Source organism: Burkholderia sp. AU45274 (assembly GCF_030482505.1).
Classification (GTDB): Bacteria; Pseudomonadota; Gammaproteobacteria; order Burkholderiales; family Burkholderiaceae; genus Burkholderia.
Window position 1 is genome coordinate 782,971 of sequence record NZ_JAUJQE010000001.1, and the last position, 17,262, is coordinate 800,232.

Consider the following 17,262-nt stretch of genomic DNA (forward strand, 5'->3'; position numbering starts at 1 on the left):
GGCCTTACATCGAGGGATCGACATCATGGAAAACACAGCGCGCATGTCCGACGCGGCCGCCGCGGCCGCGCCGAAGAACCGGATGAACGTCTGGCAGCTGACCATCCTCACGGCGGTCAACATGATGGGCTCCGGCATCATCCTGCTGCCGTCGAAGCTCGCGCAGGTCGGCACGATCTCGCTGCTGTCGTGGATCGTCACGGCCGGCGGCTCGCTCGCGCTGGCCTATGCGTTCGCGCGCTGCGGGATGCTGAGCCGCAAGCCGGGCGGGATGGGCGGCTACGCGGAATACGCGTTCGGCAAGGCCGGCAACTACATGGCGAACTACACGTACGGGCTGTCGCTCGTGATCGCCAACGTCGCGATCGGCGTCACGGCGGTCGGCTACGGCACCGTGCTGTTCGACGCGACGCTGTCGCCGCTGCAGACCGGCCTGTGGACGATCTTCCTGCTCGTGCTGACGACGGTCGCGAACTTCGGCGGCTCGCGCATCACCGGCCGGATCGGCGCGGTGACGGTGTGGGGCGTGATCATTCCGGTCGTCGTCGTGTCGCTGATCGGCTGGTTCTGGTTCAGCGGCGCGACCTGGGGCGCCGCATGGAATCCTAACAACCTGCCGTTCGGGCCGGCCGTCGGCAGCTCGATCGCGGTGACGCTGTGGGCGTTCCTCGGGCTCGAATCGGCGTGCGCGAACTCGGACGCCGTGGAGAACCCGGAGCGCAACGTGCCGATCGCCGTGCTCGGCGGCACGATCGCGTCGGCGATCTTCTACATCGTGTCGACCAACGTGATCGCGGGGATCGTGCCCAACGCGCTGCTCGCGAAGTCGAATGCGCCGTTCGGCATCGCGTTCGCGACGATGTTCACGCCGACGGTCGGCACGATCGTCACCGCGCTGATGGTGATCGCGTGCATCGGCTCGCTGCTCGGCTGGCAGTTCACGGTCGCGCAGGTGTTCAAGAGCTCGGCGGACGTCGGCTACTTCCTGCCGGTGTTCGCGCGTGCGACGCGCACCGGCACGCCGATCGTCGGGATGGTGATCCTGCTGGTCGCGCAGGTCGCGCTGGCGCTGATGACGATCAGCCCGGAGCTGAGCAGCCAGTTCCAGAAGATCGTCGATCTAGCGGTCGTCACGAATCTCGTGCCTTACGTGATGTCGATGGCTGCGCTGATCACGATCCAGAAGGTCGCGAAGGTGCCGCCGGCGAAGGCGCTGCTGACCAACGTGATCGCGATGGTGGCGACCGCGTACAGCTTCTATGCGCTGTTCAGCTCGGGCGAGCAGGCGCTGATGCTCGGCGGCCTGTGCGTGTTCCTGGGCTGGACGCTGTTCGGCTTCGTCAGCGCGCGCTTCTACCAGATGGAAGTCGATGCCCACGTGAAGGAGCCGGGGAAGTCGCTGCAGGCGTGACGGGGGCGGCGCGCGCCGCCGTTATCGGGCAGGGCGGGCCAGCAGCGGCGGGAGGTCCTGCTTCAGCAGGTCGACGACGGCCCGCACGCGCGGCGGCAGCGGCCGCTGCGCATGCACGAGCACGTTGAGCGCGAAATCGGGAATCACGTAGTGCGGCAGGAGCTCGACGAGCGTGCCGGCCGCGAGCGCGTCGGCGCAGGCCGGCTGCTGGACCACGCCGATGCCGCCGCCGGCCACGATCGTGTCGAACATCGGGCGCCAGTGGCTCGTCGTCATGATCGTGCGGATGCGCGCGTAGTCGAGCGCGTCGCCGTCGCGCCGCAGCGGCAGTCGTTCACTCGCGAAGACGCCTTTCACACGGACGAACGGATGGTTCGCGAGATCGGCCGCCGTGTCGATCGGGCCGTGCCGCTCGAGATAGGACGGCGCGGCAACGAGCCGGCGGCCGACCGCGCCGACCGGATGCGCGACGAACCCTCCGTCGCCGAGCTGGCCGACGCGGATCGAGATGTCGACGCCTTCCGTGACCGGATCGACGATGTCGTCGTTCAGGACCAGGTCGATGTGCAGGTTCGGATACGCGCTGCGGACATGCATCAGCACACCCGGCAGCACGACCTCGCCGATGCATTGCGGCGCCGCGAGCCGGATCGTGCCGTCGAGTGCGTTCTCCGTCTTCGACACCGATGCGACCGCGTCGTCGGCCGCTTCGAGCAGTTCCTTGCTGCGTTCGTAGAAGATCCGGCCTTCTTCGGTGCACGTGAGGGTGCGGGCACTGCGCAACAGCAGCCGTGTGCCGAGATGCTTCTCGAGCCGCTCGATGCGCTCGCTGACGGCCGGCTGGCCCATGTCGAGATCGCGCGCCGCGCCGGACATCGTGCCGCGCTCGACGACCCTCACGTAGATGCGCATCGTCGCCAGCAAATCCATGAAGTCGCGCCCCTTGTCCGGTTCCGGTTGATGCCGATCGACGGATGGTATCAAAGCAGGGCCGCCCGATGGTGCGCGACGAACCGATACTGACCATCGGTTGGCGAAGCCGCGTGTGTTCGCCGGTGCGATGGGGGACAATCGGCATCCGTGCGATCGACGGGAGACGACGACATGACGCAACAGGATGACGCGGTGCGCACGCGCTGCGTCGCATGGCAGATCGTGCAGACGTGGCAGGCAGCCGAATGGTGCCGGCTCGTCGAGTCGCGCACGGGAATCGATCTGTCGGGATCGGTGTCGGGTGCGGTCGACGGCTCGCCGTTTCGCATCGATTACGCGATCGCATGCGACGCCGACTGGCTCACGCGCTCGGCAAGCATCACGCAGTGGGGCGGCACGCAGCCGCCGCGGCAGTGGGATATCCGCCGTGACGCAGGGCGATGGACGATCGACGGCGTCGACGTCCCGGCGCTCGCGGGCGCGACCGACCTCGATCTCGGCTTCAGCCCGTCGACGAATACGCTGCCGATCCGGCGGCTCAGGCTGGCCGACGGCGAAGCGGCGGTGATCCACACCGCGTGGCTGCGCTTTCCGGATGTCGCGTTCGTGCGGGGCGAGCAACGCTATACGCGTACGGCGGAGCGCGTGTACCGCTACGAAAGCGGCACGTATGCGGCCGATATCGCGGTCGACGAAGCAGGTCTGGTCACCGACTACGACGAATGGCGGCGCATCGGCGCGGCACCCGCACGCTGAATCACGCGTACCGCGCCGCGCGTCAGCGTGCGCTCGCGACCGACAGCTTGCCCGGAATCAGCTTCAGCGCGCTGAATGAATCCGCGATGTTCTGCTGATACGCGAGCGTCGCGTCGCTGATCGGCTGCACGCCGTAGCCGGCGCGCTTGAGCGCGACTTCGAGCGTCGGCGCATCGAGGCCGACGAGCGGCGACAGTTGCGTGGCGACTTCGGGCACATGGTCGCGCGCCCAGCGGTCGACCGCGTCGACTTCATCGAGCAGCGCGCGTATGACCTGCGGGTGGGCCGCCGCGTATTTGCGTGCGGCGAGGTAGTACTGCGTATTGCGCACGAGCCCTTCGCCGTTCGCGATCACGCGCGCGCCGATCTGCCGTTCGGCGGCGGCCAGGTACGGATCCCAGATCACCCATGCATCGACGTTGCGCTGCACGAACGCGGCGCGTGCGTCGGCGGGCGTCAGGTAGATCGGCTGGATGTCGGCATACGTGAGCCCCGCATGTTCGAGCGCCTTCACGAGCAGGTAATGGACGTTCGAACCCTTGTTGAACGCGACCTTCTTGCCGCGCAGCTGCGCGACGTTGCGGATCGGCGAATCGGGCAGCACGACGATCGCCTCGCCCTGCGGCGCGGGCGGCTCGTTGCCGATGTAGACGAAATCGACGCCGCCCGCCTGCGCGAAGATCGGCGGCGTCTCGCCGACCGTGCCGACGTCGATCGCGCCGGCGTTCAGGCCCTCGAGCAATTGCGGGCCGGCCGGAAATTCGAGCCACTGCACGGTGACGCCCTGGCTCGCGAGCCGTTTCTCCAGCGTGCCGCGCGCCTTGAGCACGACGAAGTTGCCGTATTTCTGGAAACCGACGCGCAGCCGCGTGCCGCTGTCTTGCGCATGAGCCGGCAGGCCGGCGAGCGGGCCGAGCGCGAGCCCGGCCAGCCCGGCGGCCGCGCCTTGCAGCCACTGGCGGCGATGCGGGTTCGCCGGTGTCGGTTCAACGTCTGCGTGCGGTGTGTCGTTCATCGAGGCGTCCTGCGTGCGGGTTCACGGGCCGCGCGCGAAAGACGGCGCGGCCGGCGCAGGGCGGGCCCGATGCGGGCGCTGCGCGCAACGGGCCGGCCCTGCGCCGGATTCAGGACGATACGGCCGCGCAGGCCGGCGGCCAACCAACGAATCCGCATATGCAAATCAGCGGCGAACCAGGTGGACGGGTTCGGGCCGGTGATCGGCACGCGAACCCGCCGGCACGGCCCGCCGTGCCGGCGAGTTCGCACGCGTGCACACGCAGCCGCCGGGCGTTCGATGAACGGCTGTCACGACCCTCAATCGGAGCCGACCGGGCTTTCCTCGATCGAATCGACGCGATCCGGATAGAACGCGAGGTGCCCGCGGATCGCGTCGACGGCCGGATAGGGCGCCTCGTAGGTCCAGACGGCATTCACGGCGCGCTCGCCGCCGACCGGGATCGAGTAATAGGCGGCGTCGCCCTTGTACGGGCAGTACGTCGCGTGGTTGGTGCGTTGCAGCAGCGTCAGGTCGGCGTCCTCGCGCGGGATGTAGAGCACCGCCGGGTAGGCGGCTTCGCGCAGCGCCAGCGCGCGGCGCGTATCCGCGACGACCCTGCCGGCCGCCTTGACCACGACGCGCCGCGGGTGCAGTTCGACCGTGATCGGGTGATCGGGGCCCGGCGTCTTCACCGGGCGAGCAGACGTTTCGGAGCTGACAGGCATCGTGTGTCCTCCTGGAATCGGCGGCGCGGCGGCGTCGGGCGAATCCCGGCGCGCCGGTGCCGGCGTTGGCCAGCCGATACGATGCGCCATTTCGGGCGAGTCTGCACGGGGCCGGAAGACGGCGGCGCGAGACGGCCGCCCGGCGCTCGCGTGGACGTTTTCATGCACGGGCAGCGGGATGCAGCCACGACGATAAGCAACGCGAAATTAATTGGTAAGCGATCGGCGGGAGGCGCGCGAAGATCGGCCGTCGTCATTTTCATGACAGCTCTTTCCTGTCTCCGTCACCATGAAGAACGCTTTCGTTTCGTCAGCCGCGCGTCGTGCGCGTGGCGTCCCCCATGCCGCGATCGCCCTGCGTTGTCTCGCGGCGTCGCTGCTGCTCGCCGGCGCGGCCACGCACGCGCTTGCCGCGCCGTCCGGCAAGACGCTCGTGTATTGCACCGAAGGCAGCCCGGCCGGCTTCGATCCGGGCCAGCATACGACGAGCACCGATTTCGATGCGAGCACGTACCCGGTCTACAACGGGCTCGTGCAGTTCAAGCGCGGCACGCTCGATCTCGAGCCGGCGCTCGCGACGCGCTGGGACGTGTCGCCCGACCAGCGCACGATCACGTTCCATCTGCGGCGCGACGTGAAATTCCAGACCACCGCGTGGTTCAAGCCGACGCGGCCGTTCCAGGCCGACGACGTCGTCTTCACGTTCCACCGGATGCTCGATCCCGACGATCCGTTCCGCAAGGCCTATCCGGTCAGCTTCCCGTATTTCAGCGACCTCGGCTTCGACCGCAACGTCGAGCGCATCGACAAGGTCGACGACTACACGGTGCGCTTCGTGCTGAAGACACCCGACGTCGTGTTCGTGCGCAATCTCGCGATGGCGTTCGCGTCGATCCTGTCGGCCGAGTATGCGTCGCAGCTCGCGGCGCGCCATCGCGAGGCCGACATCAACCAGTTCCCGGTGGGCACGGGGCCGTTCCTGCTGCGCACGTACCAGAAGGACGCGCTGATCCGCTACGACGCGAATCCCGACTACTGGAAGCCGGACGACGTGAAGCTCGCGCGCCTCGTGTTCGCGATCACGCCCGATCCGGCCGCGCGCCTGCAGAAGCTGGTGGCCGGCGAATGCCAGGTATCGGCGTTTCCGCGGCCGGCCGATCTCGACACGGTGCGGCGCGACCCGAAGCTGACGTTGTTCTCGGGGGTGGGTTTCAACGTCGGCTTCGTCGCGTACAACACGCAGCATGCGCCGCTCGATCGCGTCGACGTGCGGCGCGCGCTCGACATCGCGATCGACAAGTCGGCGATCATAAAGACCGTGTTCAACGGCGACGCGACGATCGCGACGAACCCGATGCCGCCCGCGCAATGGTCGTACAACCCGCGGCTGAAGGATGCGCCGCGCGACCCGGCGGCCGCGAAGGCGCTGCTCGCGCAGGCCGGCTTCCCGAACGGCTTCGACCTGACGCTGTGGGCGATGCCCGTGCAGCGCCCGTACAACCCGAATGCGCAGTTGATGGCGCAGCTGATCCAGCAGGACTGGGCGAAGATCGGCGTGCGCGCGAAGATCGTCAGCTACGAATGGGGCGAATACAACCGCCGCGCGAAGCATGACGGGCAGCACGACGCGATCCTGTACGGATGGTCGGGCGACAACGGCGACCCCGACAACTGGCTCGGCACGCTGCTCGGCTGCGACGCGGTGCACGGCAGCAATCTCGCGAAGTGGTGCAACCAGGATTTCGAGAAGCTGGTGGACGCGGCGCGTTCCAATGGGGATGTCGCAAAGCGCACGGCGCTGTACGAGCAGGCGCAGGTCGTGTTCAAGGACCAGGTGCCGTTCACGCCGATCGCGACGTCGATCGTGTCGCTGCCGGTGTCCAAGCGCGTGCACGGGCTGACGTTCTCGCCGCTCGGCGGGCATCGCTTCGACGGGGTCTGGCTGGATTGACGGGCGGGCCGCGCGGACGGTGCTGTCGTCCGCGCGGTGGGGCCCGAACCGGGAAAGGCCGGCGCGATGCAGTGCGCGCCGGCTGCCGGCAGAGCGGTTCAGTTCAGTTGAGCGCGACCGCCGCCGCGGCTTCGACCGGCGAGCCTTCGAGCGCGACCGACGGCCGGCCGTCGGGGCCGACCGGCACGTCGCCGATGAGCGTCGTGCGATACAGCTGGCGATCGAAGTCGAGATCGAAGATGTCGACCGGCGCGAGGTGGGCGGTCGCGCGGTTGTCCCAGAACGCGATGCTGCGCGGTTCCCACTTGAAGCGGATCGTGAATTCCGGCCGTGTCACGTGCTCCCACAGCAGTTCGAGCAGCGCCAGGCTCTCGCGCGGCGTCAGCCCGACGATCGATTTCAGGAAGCTCGGGCTCACGTACAGCGCGCGTTCGCCGGTCTCCGGATGCACGCGCACGAGCGGATGCTCGGTGACGAGCGGGCGGCGCTCGACCGCGTCGTCGAACGCACCGGTGGCGCGCGCGCCGGCCGGCGGCGTGAAGCGGTGAATGCCGCGCAGGCCGTCGACGAAGCCGCGCAGCGGCGCCGACAGCGTTTCGTACGCCCGCACGAGGTTCGTCCAGTGCGTGTCGCCGCCGTACGGCGGGATCGTCACGCCGCGCAGGATCGACGCCCACGGCGGGTTCACGGCGGCCGTCACATCGGTGTGCCAGCCGGTCCACGGGCGGCGCACCGGTTCGCCTTCGAAGCGCGTCGCCTTGCGATGCTTCGCGATCGAGTAGACGGCCGGATGCCCGTCGACGTGCCCGAACACCGGGTGGCCGACCGTCGGTTCGCCGAACTGCGCGGAGAACGCGACATGCTGCTCGTGCGTGAGGAATTGCTCGCGAAAGAAGATGACGCGCCATTTCAGCAGCGCGGCGCGGATCGCCGAGATTTGCGGCGTGGTCAACGGTTGCGTGAGGTCGACGCCGCGGATTTCCGCGCCGATATGGGCGGACAGCGGAATCACGTCGACCGGCTGGGCGGCGGGTTCGAGTAGGGCGCTCATGCGACGCTCCTGGCGGAAGTGGAGGGGGCGGAGGGCCGACATCGTTGCGCGTGCAAGCGTCGGTCCGGAGGCGGGAAGGGCATGGTCGGTGTCCGGTAGCGGAAAGCGGGGGCAGGCGCGGCGGCGCACGGAGCGCCGCCGCCGCGCGACGCGGGCGTTACTGCAGCGTCGCGCCCGGCCCCTTCAGCACGACGCTCTGGCGGCCGTCGATGCCGACCGGCACGTCGCCGTGCACGGTCGCGCGGCGCACGACGCGGCGCGCATCGCCGTAGTCGTTGATCGCGTAGTGCTGCGTCGCGCGGTTGTCCCAGATCGCGACGTCGCCTTCCTGCCAGTTCCAGCGCACGGTGTTCTCGAGACGCGTCACGTGTTCATGGAACACCTGCAGCAGGTGCGCGGAATCCTGCGCCGACAGCCCCTTGAGCCGCTGCACGAAATGCCCGAGCACGAGCGTGCGTTCGCCGGTTTCCGGATGGACGCGCACGACCGGGTGCTCGGTTTCGTAGACGGTCGACGTGAACACTTCGCGGTAGCGCTTCAGTTGCGTATCGTCGGCATGCACGTGCGTCGACGCGTAGTCGTACGCGTTGGTATGCAGCGCCCACAGCGTGTCGGCGAGCGCGCGCAGCGGGTCGGGCAGGTTCGTGTACGCGGCGGCCGTGTTGGCCCACACGGTGTCGCCGCCGAACGGCGGAATCACGACAGCACGCAGGATCGAGATCTTCGGGTACGCATCGACGAAGGTCACGTCGGTGTGCCACGAATTGGCGCGCGCGCCGTGCGCGGAATCGAGTTCGAGCAGGGCTGCGCTGCCGTCGACGGACGGCACGGTCGGGTGCGCGACGGTTTTGCCGAAGCGGCGTGCGAACGCTTCCTGCGCGGTGTCGTCGAGATGCTGCTGGCCACGGAAGAACAGCACCTTGTGGCGCAGCAGCGCGGCCTGGATCGCGTCGAACGTCGCGTCGTCGAGCGTGCCCGACAGCCGCACGCCGGCGATCTCGGCGCCGATCCGGCCGGCGACCTGGCGAAGCTGGAGCGGCATGGCGGCCGTGCGCGGCGCGGCGTGCGAAGCATGCGAAGACGGGTGAGCGGCGTGCTGGACTTCGGACATCGGGAGTCTCCTGGAGTCGGGTCGGTCGAGTCTCCATTCAAGCAGGGACCGCGCGCAATCGGAACCGATGAATCGTCACAACCTTAGCGTGTGCGCAGCGATGATCGATATGCGTCGTCATGCTGAGCAATGCGGTGCGGCATGCGTGCTACCACGCAAGCCGCCATTCGCCGATCCGGTGCGGGCGCGGCGTGTCGATGCGCTTACCGCCCGGGCGATCGTCGCCCGGCGGTTCGTGGTCGTCGAAATCGGCGAGCACGGTGTCGCGCAATCGCGCGAATTCCGGCGAATCACGCCGGCGCGGGCGCGGCAACGCGACATCGACGATGCGTTCGATGCGGCCCGGGCGCGGCGCCATCGTCACGACGCGGTCGCCGAGATACACGGCTTCGTCGACGTCGTGCGTGACGAGGATCATCGTGATGCGCTCCTGTTCCCAGATGCGCAGCAGTTCGTTCTGCATCCGCGCGCGTGTCTGCGCGTCGAGCGCGCCGAACGGTTCGTCGAGCAGCAGCACGCGCGGGCGGTTCACGAGGCCGCGCGCGATCGCGACGCGCTGCGCCATCCCGCCCGACAGCTGGTTCGGATACGCGTGCTCGAAGCCGTTCAGCCCGACGAGCGCGACGTGATCGGCAACCGCGCGCCGCTTCGCGGCCGCGTCGAGCGGCGCGTTGCGCAGCGCGGCCTCGATGTTCTGCGCGACGGTCAGCCACGGGAACAGCCGGTGATCCTGGAACACGATCCCGCGCTGCAGCGACGTGTCGCGCACGCGTTCGGCACCGGCCCGGATCTCGCCCGCGTAATCGGTATCGAGCCCGGCGATCAGCCGCAGCAGCGTCGACTTGCCGCAACCGCTCGAGCCGACGATCGTGACGAATTCACCGGCGCGCACGTGCAGCGACACGTCGTCGAGTACGGCGAGCGCGGCGCCGCGTTGCGCGTAGTGCTTGCTCACGTGGAGGATGTCGAGCGAATCGGAGGCGAGGGTCGTCATGGCGGTGCGAGGAAGAGGGTGACGAGAAAGGAAACGGCGATCAGCGCGTCAGGTCGCCGCGCCGGGCCAGCACCTTGCGCTCGATCGCCCGCGCAATCGCGTTCAGCGCCCAGCCGGTCACGCCGACGACGATGATCCCGAACAGCACGAGATCCATCCGGAACTGTTCGCTGCCGTCGATCAGCGTGTTGCCGATCCCGCTGCCGGCGACCAGCAGGTATTCGGCGCCGAGCGTCGCGAGCCACGAATAGATCAGGCCGAGATACAGCCCGGTGAAGATCGATGGCAGCGCGGCCGGCAGGATCACGTAGCGCACGAGCTGGAGCCGCGAGTAGCGCAGCGCACGGGCGACGTCGACATACGCGCGCGGCACCGCGTGAATGCCGTCGCAGGTGTGCGCGGCGACGGGCAGCAGCGCGGCGAGCGACAGGAACACGACCTTGGCGACGTCGCCGAGGCCGAACCACACGGAAATCAGCGGAATCCACGCGAACAGCGAGACCTGCTTGAACGTGTCGAAGCTCGGGCCGACCATGCGTGCGGCGACGCGCGACAGCCCGAGCACGGCGCCGAGCAGCAGCCCGCCCGTCGCGCCGAGCACGAAACCGCAGGCTTCACGCGCGAGCGACGCGGACAGCGCGCGGCCGAGTGCGCCGCTCGTGGCTTGCGCCCATGCGGTGCGCAGCACGTCGGCGGGGCCGACGAGCAGCCCGCTGCTCACGAGGTGCGCGGAAGCGATTGCCCACCACAGCGCGAACGCGACGAGCGGCAGCACGAAGCCGCGCCAGTCGGGGGCGCGCAGGCGACGGGCGGTCGCGGTGGCGGGCGGGTTGGTGTCAGGCGCGGCAGCAGGATACGTCAACGGTGGGACTCCTTCGATTGCGCGGGCAGGGGCGGCGCTTCAGCCGCGGAACGCGGACGGCACGCCGCGGCGCAAGCGCGCTTCGAGCGCATCGAGCAGCCGGTTGATCAGCAGGCCGACCGCGCCGACGACGATCACGGCCGCCATCACGAGGTCGAGCTGGAACAGCTGCCGGCCGTACACGATCAGGTAGCCGAGCCCTTCGGACGACGCGACGAGCTCGACGACGACGAGCGCGAGCCACGACTTCGTGAACGCGAGCCGCACGCCGGTCGCGAGCGTCGGGATCGCGGCGGGCAGCACGACGTGCACGATGCGTTGCCGCCGCGTGTAGCCGAATACGCTGGCGACTTCGTCGAGCGCGGGCGGCGTCTGGCGAAACCCTTGCAACGTGCTCAGCGTGACGGGGACGAGCGCCGCATGCGCGATCAGCAGGTACTTGAGCGGTTCGCCGACACCGACGAGCAGCAGCAGGAACGGCAGCCAGCCGAGCACCGGAATTTGCACGAGCGCATTGAAGCTCGGCAGCACGTAGGCTTCCAGCGTGCGCGACAGGCCGAGCGAGACGCCGGTCGCGAAGCCGAGCAGCGTGCCGGCGGCGAAGCCGACCAGCACGCGCTGCAGGCTGATCAGCGTGTGGCGCACGAGGTCGCCGCTCGTCGCGAGATCCTTGAGTGCGTCGAACACGCGTTCGGGCGGCGGCAGGATCTGCGGCGCGATCCAGCCGCGCGCGCTGCCGATGCTCCACAGCGCGAACAGCAGTGCAGGCAGCAGCCACGGCGCGAGCCGCCACGACCACCGCTTCACGGCCGCCGCACGGTGCGGCGGCGCGGCGAGCGCGTGGCGCCCGGATGACGGAATGGAAAACGCGGTGTCGCTCATCGTGGCGGGTCCGGGTCAGGAAAGCGGCTTGCCGGCCGCGTCGTAGCGTGGCCAGTAGCTTTCGAGCTTCAGCGTGCGCAGCGCATTGTCGAGATACTTCGGCTCGAACCAGCCATCGACGTCGACCGGCTGGCGGATCAGCTTCAGCGCCAGCGCATCCTGCGCGACGGACTTGTAGCGTGCGACGAAGAACGGATCGATCAGCGGCGACAGGCGGTCCTTCAGGCGCTGGTTCGCATAGTCGGCCTGCCACGACGACACCGGCACGCCGCTTTTCGCCCACAGCTTGAACAACGCGTCGCGGTTCGCTTCGTCGGACGACCATTGCGCGCCCTTCACGACAGCGGTGACGACGCGCTGCACGATGTCCGGATGCGCGCGCTCGAACTCGTCGAGCACGAGCAGGTGAGTCTGGCGCGTGAGTTGCGGGCCGTCGTTCTGCGATTCGTAGATGATCTTCGCGAGCCCCGCGTCGCGCAGCTTGTACAGCTGGTAATCGCCCACCGACGCATCGATGCCCTTCGACGCGAGCGCGGCGAGCGAGCTCGCGGCGTCGAGATTGATCACGCGCAGGTCGCGTTCGCCGAGGCCGTTCTTCGCGAGCGCGTTGTCGGCTACGAGCTGCAGGTTCGTGCCGCGGAAGATCGACACGCGGCGATCCTTCAGGTCCTTGATCGAGCGGATGGGGGAGTCGGGCGGCACCGCGATCTTGACGCCCGAGCGCACGCTCGCGGCGAGCAGCAGGCGCGTCTTGATCCCGTTCGCCCGCGCGAGCACGGCGGGCAGGTCGCCCTGGTACGCGAAGTCGAGCGCCTTGTTGGCGATCGCCTCGTTGACGGCCGGCCCCGCGCCCTTGAAGAACAGCCATTCGACCTTGATGCCGTCGGCCGCGAACTCCTTTTCGACCAGCTGCTGCAACTGCGCGGTGGCCGCACTCGAGCCGCCGAACGTCGGCGGATCGCCGGCGCCTTGCTGGGCGACACCGATGCGGATGGTGGCGGGCTTGTCGGCGTGCGCGGCGGCGGCCGGCAACGCAATGAGGGACGCGATCAGCAGCGAGCGAAGCAGGCGCAGTGGAAGCATGAATCGATGGGTCCGGAACGTTGGGAGGAGCGACACCGGGCCTCAGCCCGTCGGCGCATTCTCGATGACGGCCCGGGGCCGGACAAGAAACGATTTGAACTATGCTTATCGCCGTTTTCCGGGTTGGTGCGCCGGGCGATTCATTCCATCCGGATGAGAACGGCATTCACATGCATCTGACATTCAATCAGGATTCCAATCAAGTCGATTGAAGCCGGAAGCGGCATCATGAAATTGCCGATTGGAAAGTCGCATTGAACACGCGGGTGGATTCGCGCGACGATCACTTGCCGAATCCGGGCCTAAAAACGGGGGCAGGTAGTCAGCGACATGCGATGCGAGTCCGTCATGCACGCCGGGACGGCAAGGCGGGCGTGGCCAGACGCGCGCATGCGGTGCGGCCCGGCATGCCGATAAATCGAATGGAAACCGGGGCGGAAATTCACGCGCTGAAATAGTCGGCATGCGCGTTCCGATCGACGAACCATTCGCTGTCATGCGAGAAAAAATGACCGTAAATGGATGGTATGGAATTCATCGTTGCACGATGAAATCCATAAATGCATCCGACGCCAAATAATTTGAATTCGCCTGAAAAATTGTCTATACCCTAGACGAATCAGCGCGGTTGCATCGTGCGGGAAGACCGCACAACGGATGCAGGCACGCAACGATCGAAGATGTCGTTGCACGCCGCGTGTTGCAGTCGTCGAGAGGATTCCGGGGGATGCGGGCGACCTCGTGCCAGGGTCGCGCGCATGCATCGCAACGGGCGAAGGCCCTGCGCAACCGCCGGAGCAACGGAGCATCTTTGCGTTCAACGGTCGGTCACCGACCCCGTTACACGGAGGTTGCCATGCTGCAATACGTCAAGTCCCTGCTGCGTGACGAACGTGGCGTCAGCTCGCTCGAATACGCCGTGCTGGCCGGCATCGTCGTGGTCGCGCTCGCGGCGGTCGGCGTGATCCTCAGCAGCACCAGCGGCGGCCTGCCGAGCTTGTTCACGACACTGATCAACAAGGTGACGAGCCTGATCTGATCCCCTGAACCCGCGCGCCACCGACGAACACCGGGATCCGCAGCGGTAGAACGTGTCCGGCCGGGGCGTGTCGACGGACGGCTCTCCCATGCTCACGCTCGTGCAGTCGGTGGCCACGGTGTTGCTGGCCTCGCTCGCCGCGCAGGATCTGCGCGACCGGCGCCTGTCCAATCGCGCGGTGCTCGCGTTCGCGACGCTGTATTTCGTCGCGGCCGTGTTCGCGCGCGACGGGCTCGCGCCGCTGGCCGGCCATGTCGCGACCGGGGCGGCGATGCTGCTGCTGTTCGGCGGCATGCGCCACGCGGGCTGGATCGGCGGAGGCGACGTCAAGCTGGCGGCGGCGGTATTCCTGTGGGCCGGCCCGGCACTGGCGTTTCCGGTGCTGATGGCCGTCGGGGCGGGCGGTGCGCTGTGCGGCGTCGCGTTGCTGGCGGCGCGGCCGTGGCGCGCAGCGCCGGTTCGCGCGGTCGCCGCGCGCGGCGTGCCGTACGGCGTCGCGCTCGCGCTCGGCGGCACGCTGGCCGTCTGGGCGTCGTTTCCATACACGGTTTCGCTTACCTAGCCGGGGGGACGCACGCCGCCATGCCCAAACCGCTGAGACTGGCCGTGCTCGTCGTTGCCGCCGGCATCGGTGCGTTCATCCTGCGCGAGCTGTACGTCGCCGCGTCGACGCCGTCGGTGCCCGCCGAAACGGATCAGGCGCGCGTGCGGGTCGCCGCCGCCGATTTGCCGGAAGGGCTGCTGCTGCGCGACAACGATCTCGCGTGGAAGCGCATGCCGCGCGCGCAGGTGCCGGCCGGCGCATTCGTCGAGTCGCAGCCGGGCGCGGACCTGAAGGGCGCGCTGCTGCGCAACCACGTCGGCGCGGGCGCACCGATTCGTGTCGAGAACGTGATACCGGCCGGCGCACCGGATTTTCTCGCGGCCGCGCTGCAGCCCGGCATGCGCGCGATCTCGGTGCCGGTCGACGACGTGTCCGGCAACGCGGGGCTGATCCAGCCGGGCGACTTCGTCGACGTGTTGCTGACGCAGCAGATCGGCGGCTCGGCGACGTCGCCCGGCACGTTCGAAGCGGAGACCGTGGTGCGGCGTGCGCGCGTGCTCGCGGTCGGCTCCGAATTCCAGCGCGCGAAGGCGCCCGCGAGCGCACCGGATGCGACCGCCCGCGCCCGCACGGTCACGCTCGAGGTCGCGCCGCGCACCGCGCAGGTCGTGCTGGTGGCGACCCGCCTCGGCTCGCTGTCGCTCGCGCTGCGCAGTTTCGCGACGAGCGACCGGCGGCAGCCGGCAGGCGGCGACGCGCAGGAGCCCGATACGCAGCCCGTGTGGGCCGGCGACGTGTCGCGCGCGGCCCGCGAGGCCGCACGCGAACCGTCCGCCAGGCCGGAGTCGGGCGCGCGGCCGGCGTGGCGGAGCAACGCGGTCGTGATCTATCGCGGTTCGTCGGTCGACGACGGATCGCGTGGCGGCGGCACCGGCACGCCGGGCCTGCCGCCGCTGCCGGCCGGGCTGCCGGCGTGGCCGGCGATGCCTGCAGTGCCTGCAATGCCTGCAATGCCCACGACGACGGGCGGCGCGAATGTCGCGGCGGAGACGACTGCGCAACCGCCGGCAATGGCGGCGCAGTGACGGATTGACGATTCGGGCCGGCCGCCCGGCGGCCGGCATTTGACGGGAACACGCATGGTGCGCATGGTTCGTTGGATCGCTATCGGGGGCCTGGCCTGCATCGTCGCGTCCGGGAGCGCGTTGGCGCAGGTCGCACGCGCGCCGGACGCGGGCGCGGCGCTGTCGATTGCGACCGGCAAGGGGGAACTGCTGTCGCTGCCTGAACCCGCGGCCGCGATGTTCGTCGCCGATCCGTCGATCGCGGACATCCAGGTGCCGTCCCCGCGCACCGTGTTCGTGTTCGGCAAGAAGGCGGGCACCACCACGCTGATCGCGCTCGGCGCGAACCATCGCCCGATCCTGCGCAAGACGGTGATCGTGCAGGTCGACACGGCGTCGCTGCAGGGCGTGCTCGACAGCCGCTTTCCGCAGCTGAAGCTGTCGGTGTCCGGCGCGCCGGGCTCGCTGATGGTGTCGGGCAAGGTGCCGAGCGCGGCCGACGCGGACGCCGTGATGCAGTCGCTCACGCCGTACCTGCACGACAAGGAAAAGATCGTGAACCGGCTCACGCTGTCGCGCCCGATCCAGGTGAACCTGCGCGTGCGGGTGACCGAGGTGAGCCGCAACATCACGCAGCAGCTCGGCATCAACTGGAGCTCGCTGGGCGGCGCCGGCAACTTCGTCGGCGGGCTGCTCAACGGGCGCACGCTGTTCGATCCGACGAACGGCCTGTTCAACCTGTCGCCGACGGGCGCCTTCTCGGTGCTCGGCGGGTTCCGCGCGGGGCGCTGGTCGATCGACGTGGTGCTCGACGCACTCGACCAGGAGGGCTTGATCACGATGCTCGCCGAACCGAACCTCACCGCGATGTCCGGCGAGACCGCGAGCTTTCTCGCGGGCGGCGAGATTCCCGTTCCGGTCGCGCAGACCGGCAACACCGGCGTGATCACGGTCGAGTACAAGCCGTTCGGCGTGTCGCTCGACTTCACGCCGACCGTGCTCGCCGACAACCGCATCAGCCTCAAGGTGCGCCCGGAAGTCAGTGAGGTCGATCCGAGCAACAGCGTGACGACGGGCAGCATCAAGGTGCCGGCGCTCACGGTGCGGCGCGTCGACACGACGGTCGAGCTGTCGAGCGGGCAGAGCTTCGCGATCGGCGGGCTGCTGCAGAGCCAGACGGCCGACACCGTGTCGCAGATTCCGGGGCTCGGCCGGCTGCCGATCATCGGCCGGCTGTTTTCGTCGAAGAACTTCCAGGACAACAAGACCGAGGTGGTCGTGATCGTCACGCCGTACGTCGTGCAGCCGACCGGGCCCGGCCAGCTCGAGCAGGCGATCGACACCGTCGCGCGGCCGAGCAGCGACCTGGAGTTCGCGGTGCAGCGCAACCTCGGGCTCGACCTGCTGTCGGGCGACACGCCGCGCCTCGTCGGCGCCGCGGGCTTCGTGTACTGAACCGGAGGCGCACATGCGAACCCGATCGATCGTTGCCGCACTCTTGCCGCTGGTGTGTGCGGGCTGCCTGTCGGCGCCGCCGCCGGTCAACCTGCCCGATGCGCGGTCGATCGGCTTCGACGGCGCGCACGCGGTGGCGCCCGATTGCGCGAAGCTGATGCAGCCGTCGCATCTCGTCGACGCGGGGTACGCGCGGCCCGGCGTGCCGTTCGGCTGCGCGACCTATTCGAACCTCGCGGCGATGCTCGCGCGGCCGGAGGATCTCGTCGCGCCCGTGCCGTACGGCGGCGCGGATGCGCAGACGGCCGCCGACGCGGTGCGCCGCTACGTCGAGGATCGCGTGAAGCAGCCGACGCCCGGCAAGACGCAGACGACCGGCTCGCCCAGCCATTGACCGCCCGGAT

At 68.9% G+C, this 17,262-nt stretch carries 17 protein-coding genes; 8 read left to right on the plus strand and 9 right to left on the minus strand.

The window, feature by feature from the left end:
- Window positions 1-25 precede the first annotated feature (25 nt).
- Window positions 26-1,411, plus strand: coding sequence for a putrescine-ornithine antiporter (gene potE / locus QZM35_RS03585; protein ID WP_089427898.1), 1,386 nt, complete (start codon window positions 26-28; stop codon window positions 1,409-1,411).
- Window positions 1,412-1,432: 21 nt separating this feature from the next.
- On the opposite strand, the gene QZM35_RS03590 is transcribed toward potE, so the two are convergent.
- Window positions 1,433-2,341 carry a LysR family transcriptional regulator gene (locus tag QZM35_RS03590; protein ID WP_089427897.1) on the minus strand — a complete coding sequence of 303 codons (909 nt, stop codon included), beginning with the start codon at window positions 2,339-2,341 and terminating at the stop codon, window positions 1,433-1,435.
- Between the two features lie 174 nt (window positions 2,342-2,515).
- On the opposite strand from QZM35_RS03590, the gene QZM35_RS03595 reads away from it, so the two are divergent.
- Window positions 2,516-3,100, plus strand: a complete 585-nt coding sequence (locus tag QZM35_RS03595) for a putative glycolipid-binding domain-containing protein (RefSeq protein WP_089427896.1) — start codon at window positions 2,516-2,518, stop codon at window positions 3,098-3,100.
- Between the two features lie 22 nt (window positions 3,101-3,122).
- On the opposite strand, the gene QZM35_RS03600 is transcribed toward QZM35_RS03595, so the two are convergent.
- Window positions 3,123-4,115 carry a sulfonate ABC transporter substrate-binding protein gene (locus QZM35_RS03600; RefSeq protein ID WP_089427895.1) on the minus strand — a complete coding sequence of 331 codons (993 nt, stop codon included), beginning with the start codon at window positions 4,113-4,115 and terminating at the stop codon, window positions 3,123-3,125.
- Between the two features lie 299 nt (window positions 4,116-4,414).
- Window positions 4,415-4,822 carry a DUF427 domain-containing protein gene (locus tag QZM35_RS03605; RefSeq protein WP_301775401.1) on the minus strand — a complete coding sequence of 136 codons (408 nt, stop codon included), beginning with the start codon at window positions 4,820-4,822 and terminating at the stop codon, window positions 4,415-4,417.
- Window positions 4,823-5,111: 289 nt separating this feature from the next.
- Between QZM35_RS03605 and QZM35_RS03610 the strand changes: the two genes are divergently transcribed.
- Complete coding sequence (locus QZM35_RS03610; RefSeq protein WP_301775402.1) at window positions 5,112-6,773, plus strand: ABC transporter substrate-binding protein; 1,662 nt, start codon at window positions 5,112-5,114, stop codon at window positions 6,771-6,773.
- Window positions 6,774-6,876: 103 nt separating this feature from the next.
- Here QZM35_RS03610 and QZM35_RS03615 read toward each other — a convergent pair whose 3' ends face one another.
- From QZM35_RS03615 to QZM35_RS03640, 6 genes are all read right to left on the minus strand, one after another.
- A complete protein-coding gene (locus QZM35_RS03615) occupies window positions 6,877-7,824 on the minus strand; it encodes a TauD/TfdA family dioxygenase (RefSeq protein WP_301775403.1) in 948 nt (315 codons plus the stop codon).
- Between the two features lie 157 nt (window positions 7,825-7,981).
- Window positions 7,982-8,935 (minus strand): TauD/TfdA family dioxygenase, encoded by a 954-nt coding sequence (locus QZM35_RS03620; protein ID WP_301775404.1) that lies wholly within the window; start codon window positions 8,933-8,935, stop codon window positions 7,982-7,984.
- 148 nt (window positions 8,936-9,083) lie between these two features.
- Window positions 9,084-9,929: an ABC transporter ATP-binding protein gene (locus QZM35_RS03625; protein ID WP_089427890.1), complete on the minus strand. Its 846-nt coding sequence runs from the start codon at window positions 9,927-9,929 to the stop codon at window positions 9,084-9,086.
- 40 nt (window positions 9,930-9,969) lie between these two features.
- A complete protein-coding gene (locus QZM35_RS03630) occupies window positions 9,970-10,791 on the minus strand; it encodes an ABC transporter permease (RefSeq protein WP_301775405.1) in 822 nt (273 codons plus the stop codon).
- Window positions 10,792-10,830: 39 nt separating this feature from the next.
- On the minus strand, window positions 10,831-11,673 hold the full coding sequence (locus QZM35_RS03635; RefSeq protein ID WP_301775406.1) for an ABC transporter permease: 843 nt from the start codon (window positions 11,671-11,673) through the stop codon (window positions 10,831-10,833).
- A 15-nt stretch (window positions 11,674-11,688) separates the two neighbouring features.
- The gene (locus QZM35_RS03640; protein ID WP_089427887.1) at window positions 11,689-12,756 is read right to left on the minus strand and encodes an ABC transporter substrate-binding protein; all 1,068 of its coding nucleotides are present in this window, start codon (window positions 12,754-12,756) and stop codon (window positions 11,689-11,691) included.
- Window positions 12,757-13,612: 856 nt separating this feature from the next.
- Between QZM35_RS03640 and QZM35_RS03645 the strand changes: the two genes are divergently transcribed.
- From QZM35_RS03645 to QZM35_RS03665, 5 genes are all read left to right on the plus strand, one after another.
- The gene (locus QZM35_RS03645) at window positions 13,613-13,795 is read left to right on the plus strand and encodes a Flp family type IVb pilin (RefSeq protein WP_301775407.1); all 183 of its coding nucleotides are present in this window, start codon (window positions 13,613-13,615) and stop codon (window positions 13,793-13,795) included.
- Between the two features lie 88 nt (window positions 13,796-13,883).
- A complete protein-coding gene (locus tag QZM35_RS03650) occupies window positions 13,884-14,357 on the plus strand; it encodes a prepilin peptidase (protein WP_089432431.1) in 474 nt (157 codons plus the stop codon).
- A gap of 20 nt (window positions 14,358-14,377) precedes the next feature.
- On the plus strand, window positions 14,378-15,424 hold the full coding sequence (gene cpaB / locus QZM35_RS03655; protein WP_301775408.1) for a Flp pilus assembly protein CpaB: 1,047 nt from the start codon (window positions 14,378-14,380) through the stop codon (window positions 15,422-15,424).
- Window positions 15,425-15,478: 54 nt separating this feature from the next.
- Window positions 15,479-16,858: a type II and III secretion system protein family protein gene (locus QZM35_RS03660; RefSeq protein WP_089427884.1), complete on the plus strand. Its 1,380-nt coding sequence runs from the start codon at window positions 15,479-15,481 to the stop codon at window positions 16,856-16,858.
- A 13-nt stretch (window positions 16,859-16,871) separates the two neighbouring features.
- Window positions 16,872-17,252 (plus strand): CpaD family pilus assembly lipoprotein, encoded by a 381-nt coding sequence (locus QZM35_RS03665; RefSeq protein WP_089427883.1) that lies wholly within the window; start codon window positions 16,872-16,874, stop codon window positions 17,250-17,252.
- The last annotated feature ends 10 nt before the right edge of the window (window positions 17,253-17,262 follow it).

What these genes read in the sequence shown, in the direction of transcription:
- QZM35_RS03610 (WP_301775402.1), top strand. Translation starts at nt 5,112, where the DNA reads ATGAAGAACGCTTTCGTTTCGTCAGCCGCGCGTCGTGCGCGTGGCGTC.
- QZM35_RS03650 (WP_089432431.1), top strand. Translation starts at nt 13,884, where the DNA reads ATGCTCACGCTCGTGCAGTCGGTGGCCACGGTGTTGCTGGCCTCGCTC.
- QZM35_RS03625 (WP_089427890.1), bottom strand. Translation starts at nt 9,929, where the DNA reads ATGACGACCCTCGCCTCCGATTCGCTCGACATCCTCCACGTGAGCAAG.
- QZM35_RS03600 (WP_089427895.1), bottom strand. Translation starts at nt 4,115, where the DNA reads ATGAACGACACACCGCACGCAGACGTTGAACCGACACCGGCGAACCCG.
- QZM35_RS03590 (WP_089427897.1), bottom strand. Translation starts at nt 2,341, where the DNA reads ATGGATTTGCTGGCGACGATGCGCATCTACGTGAGGGTCGTCGAGCGC.
- QZM35_RS03635 (WP_301775406.1), bottom strand. Translation starts at nt 11,673, where the DNA reads ATGAGCGACACCGCGTTTTCCATTCCGTCATCCGGGCGCCACGCGCTC.
- QZM35_RS03665 (WP_089427883.1), top strand. Translation starts at nt 16,872, where the DNA reads ATGCGAACCCGATCGATCGTTGCCGCACTCTTGCCGCTGGTGTGTGCG.
- QZM35_RS03620 (WP_301775404.1), bottom strand. Translation starts at nt 8,935, where the DNA reads ATGTCCGAAGTCCAGCACGCCGCTCACCCGTCTTCGCATGCTTCGCAC.
- QZM35_RS03605 (WP_301775401.1), bottom strand. Translation starts at nt 4,822, where the DNA reads ATGCCTGTCAGCTCCGAAACGTCTGCTCGCCCGGTGAAGACGCCGGGC.
- QZM35_RS03645 (WP_301775407.1), top strand. Translation starts at nt 13,613, where the DNA reads ATGCTGCAATACGTCAAGTCCCTGCTGCGTGACGAACGTGGCGTCAGC.
- potE (WP_089427898.1), top strand. Translation starts at nt 26, where the DNA reads ATGGAAAACACAGCGCGCATGTCCGACGCGGCCGCCGCGGCCGCGCCG.
- QZM35_RS03660 (WP_089427884.1), top strand. Translation starts at nt 15,479, where the DNA reads ATGGTGCGCATGGTTCGTTGGATCGCTATCGGGGGCCTGGCCTGCATC.
- QZM35_RS03640 (WP_089427887.1), bottom strand. Translation starts at nt 12,756, where the DNA reads ATGCTTCCACTGCGCCTGCTTCGCTCGCTGCTGATCGCGTCCCTCATT.
- QZM35_RS03615 (WP_301775403.1), bottom strand. Translation starts at nt 7,824, where the DNA reads ATGAGCGCCCTACTCGAACCCGCCGCCCAGCCGGTCGACGTGATTCCG.
- QZM35_RS03595 (WP_089427896.1), top strand. Translation starts at nt 2,516, where the DNA reads ATGACGCAACAGGATGACGCGGTGCGCACGCGCTGCGTCGCATGGCAG.
- cpaB (WP_301775408.1), top strand. Translation starts at nt 14,378, where the DNA reads ATGCCCAAACCGCTGAGACTGGCCGTGCTCGTCGTTGCCGCCGGCATC.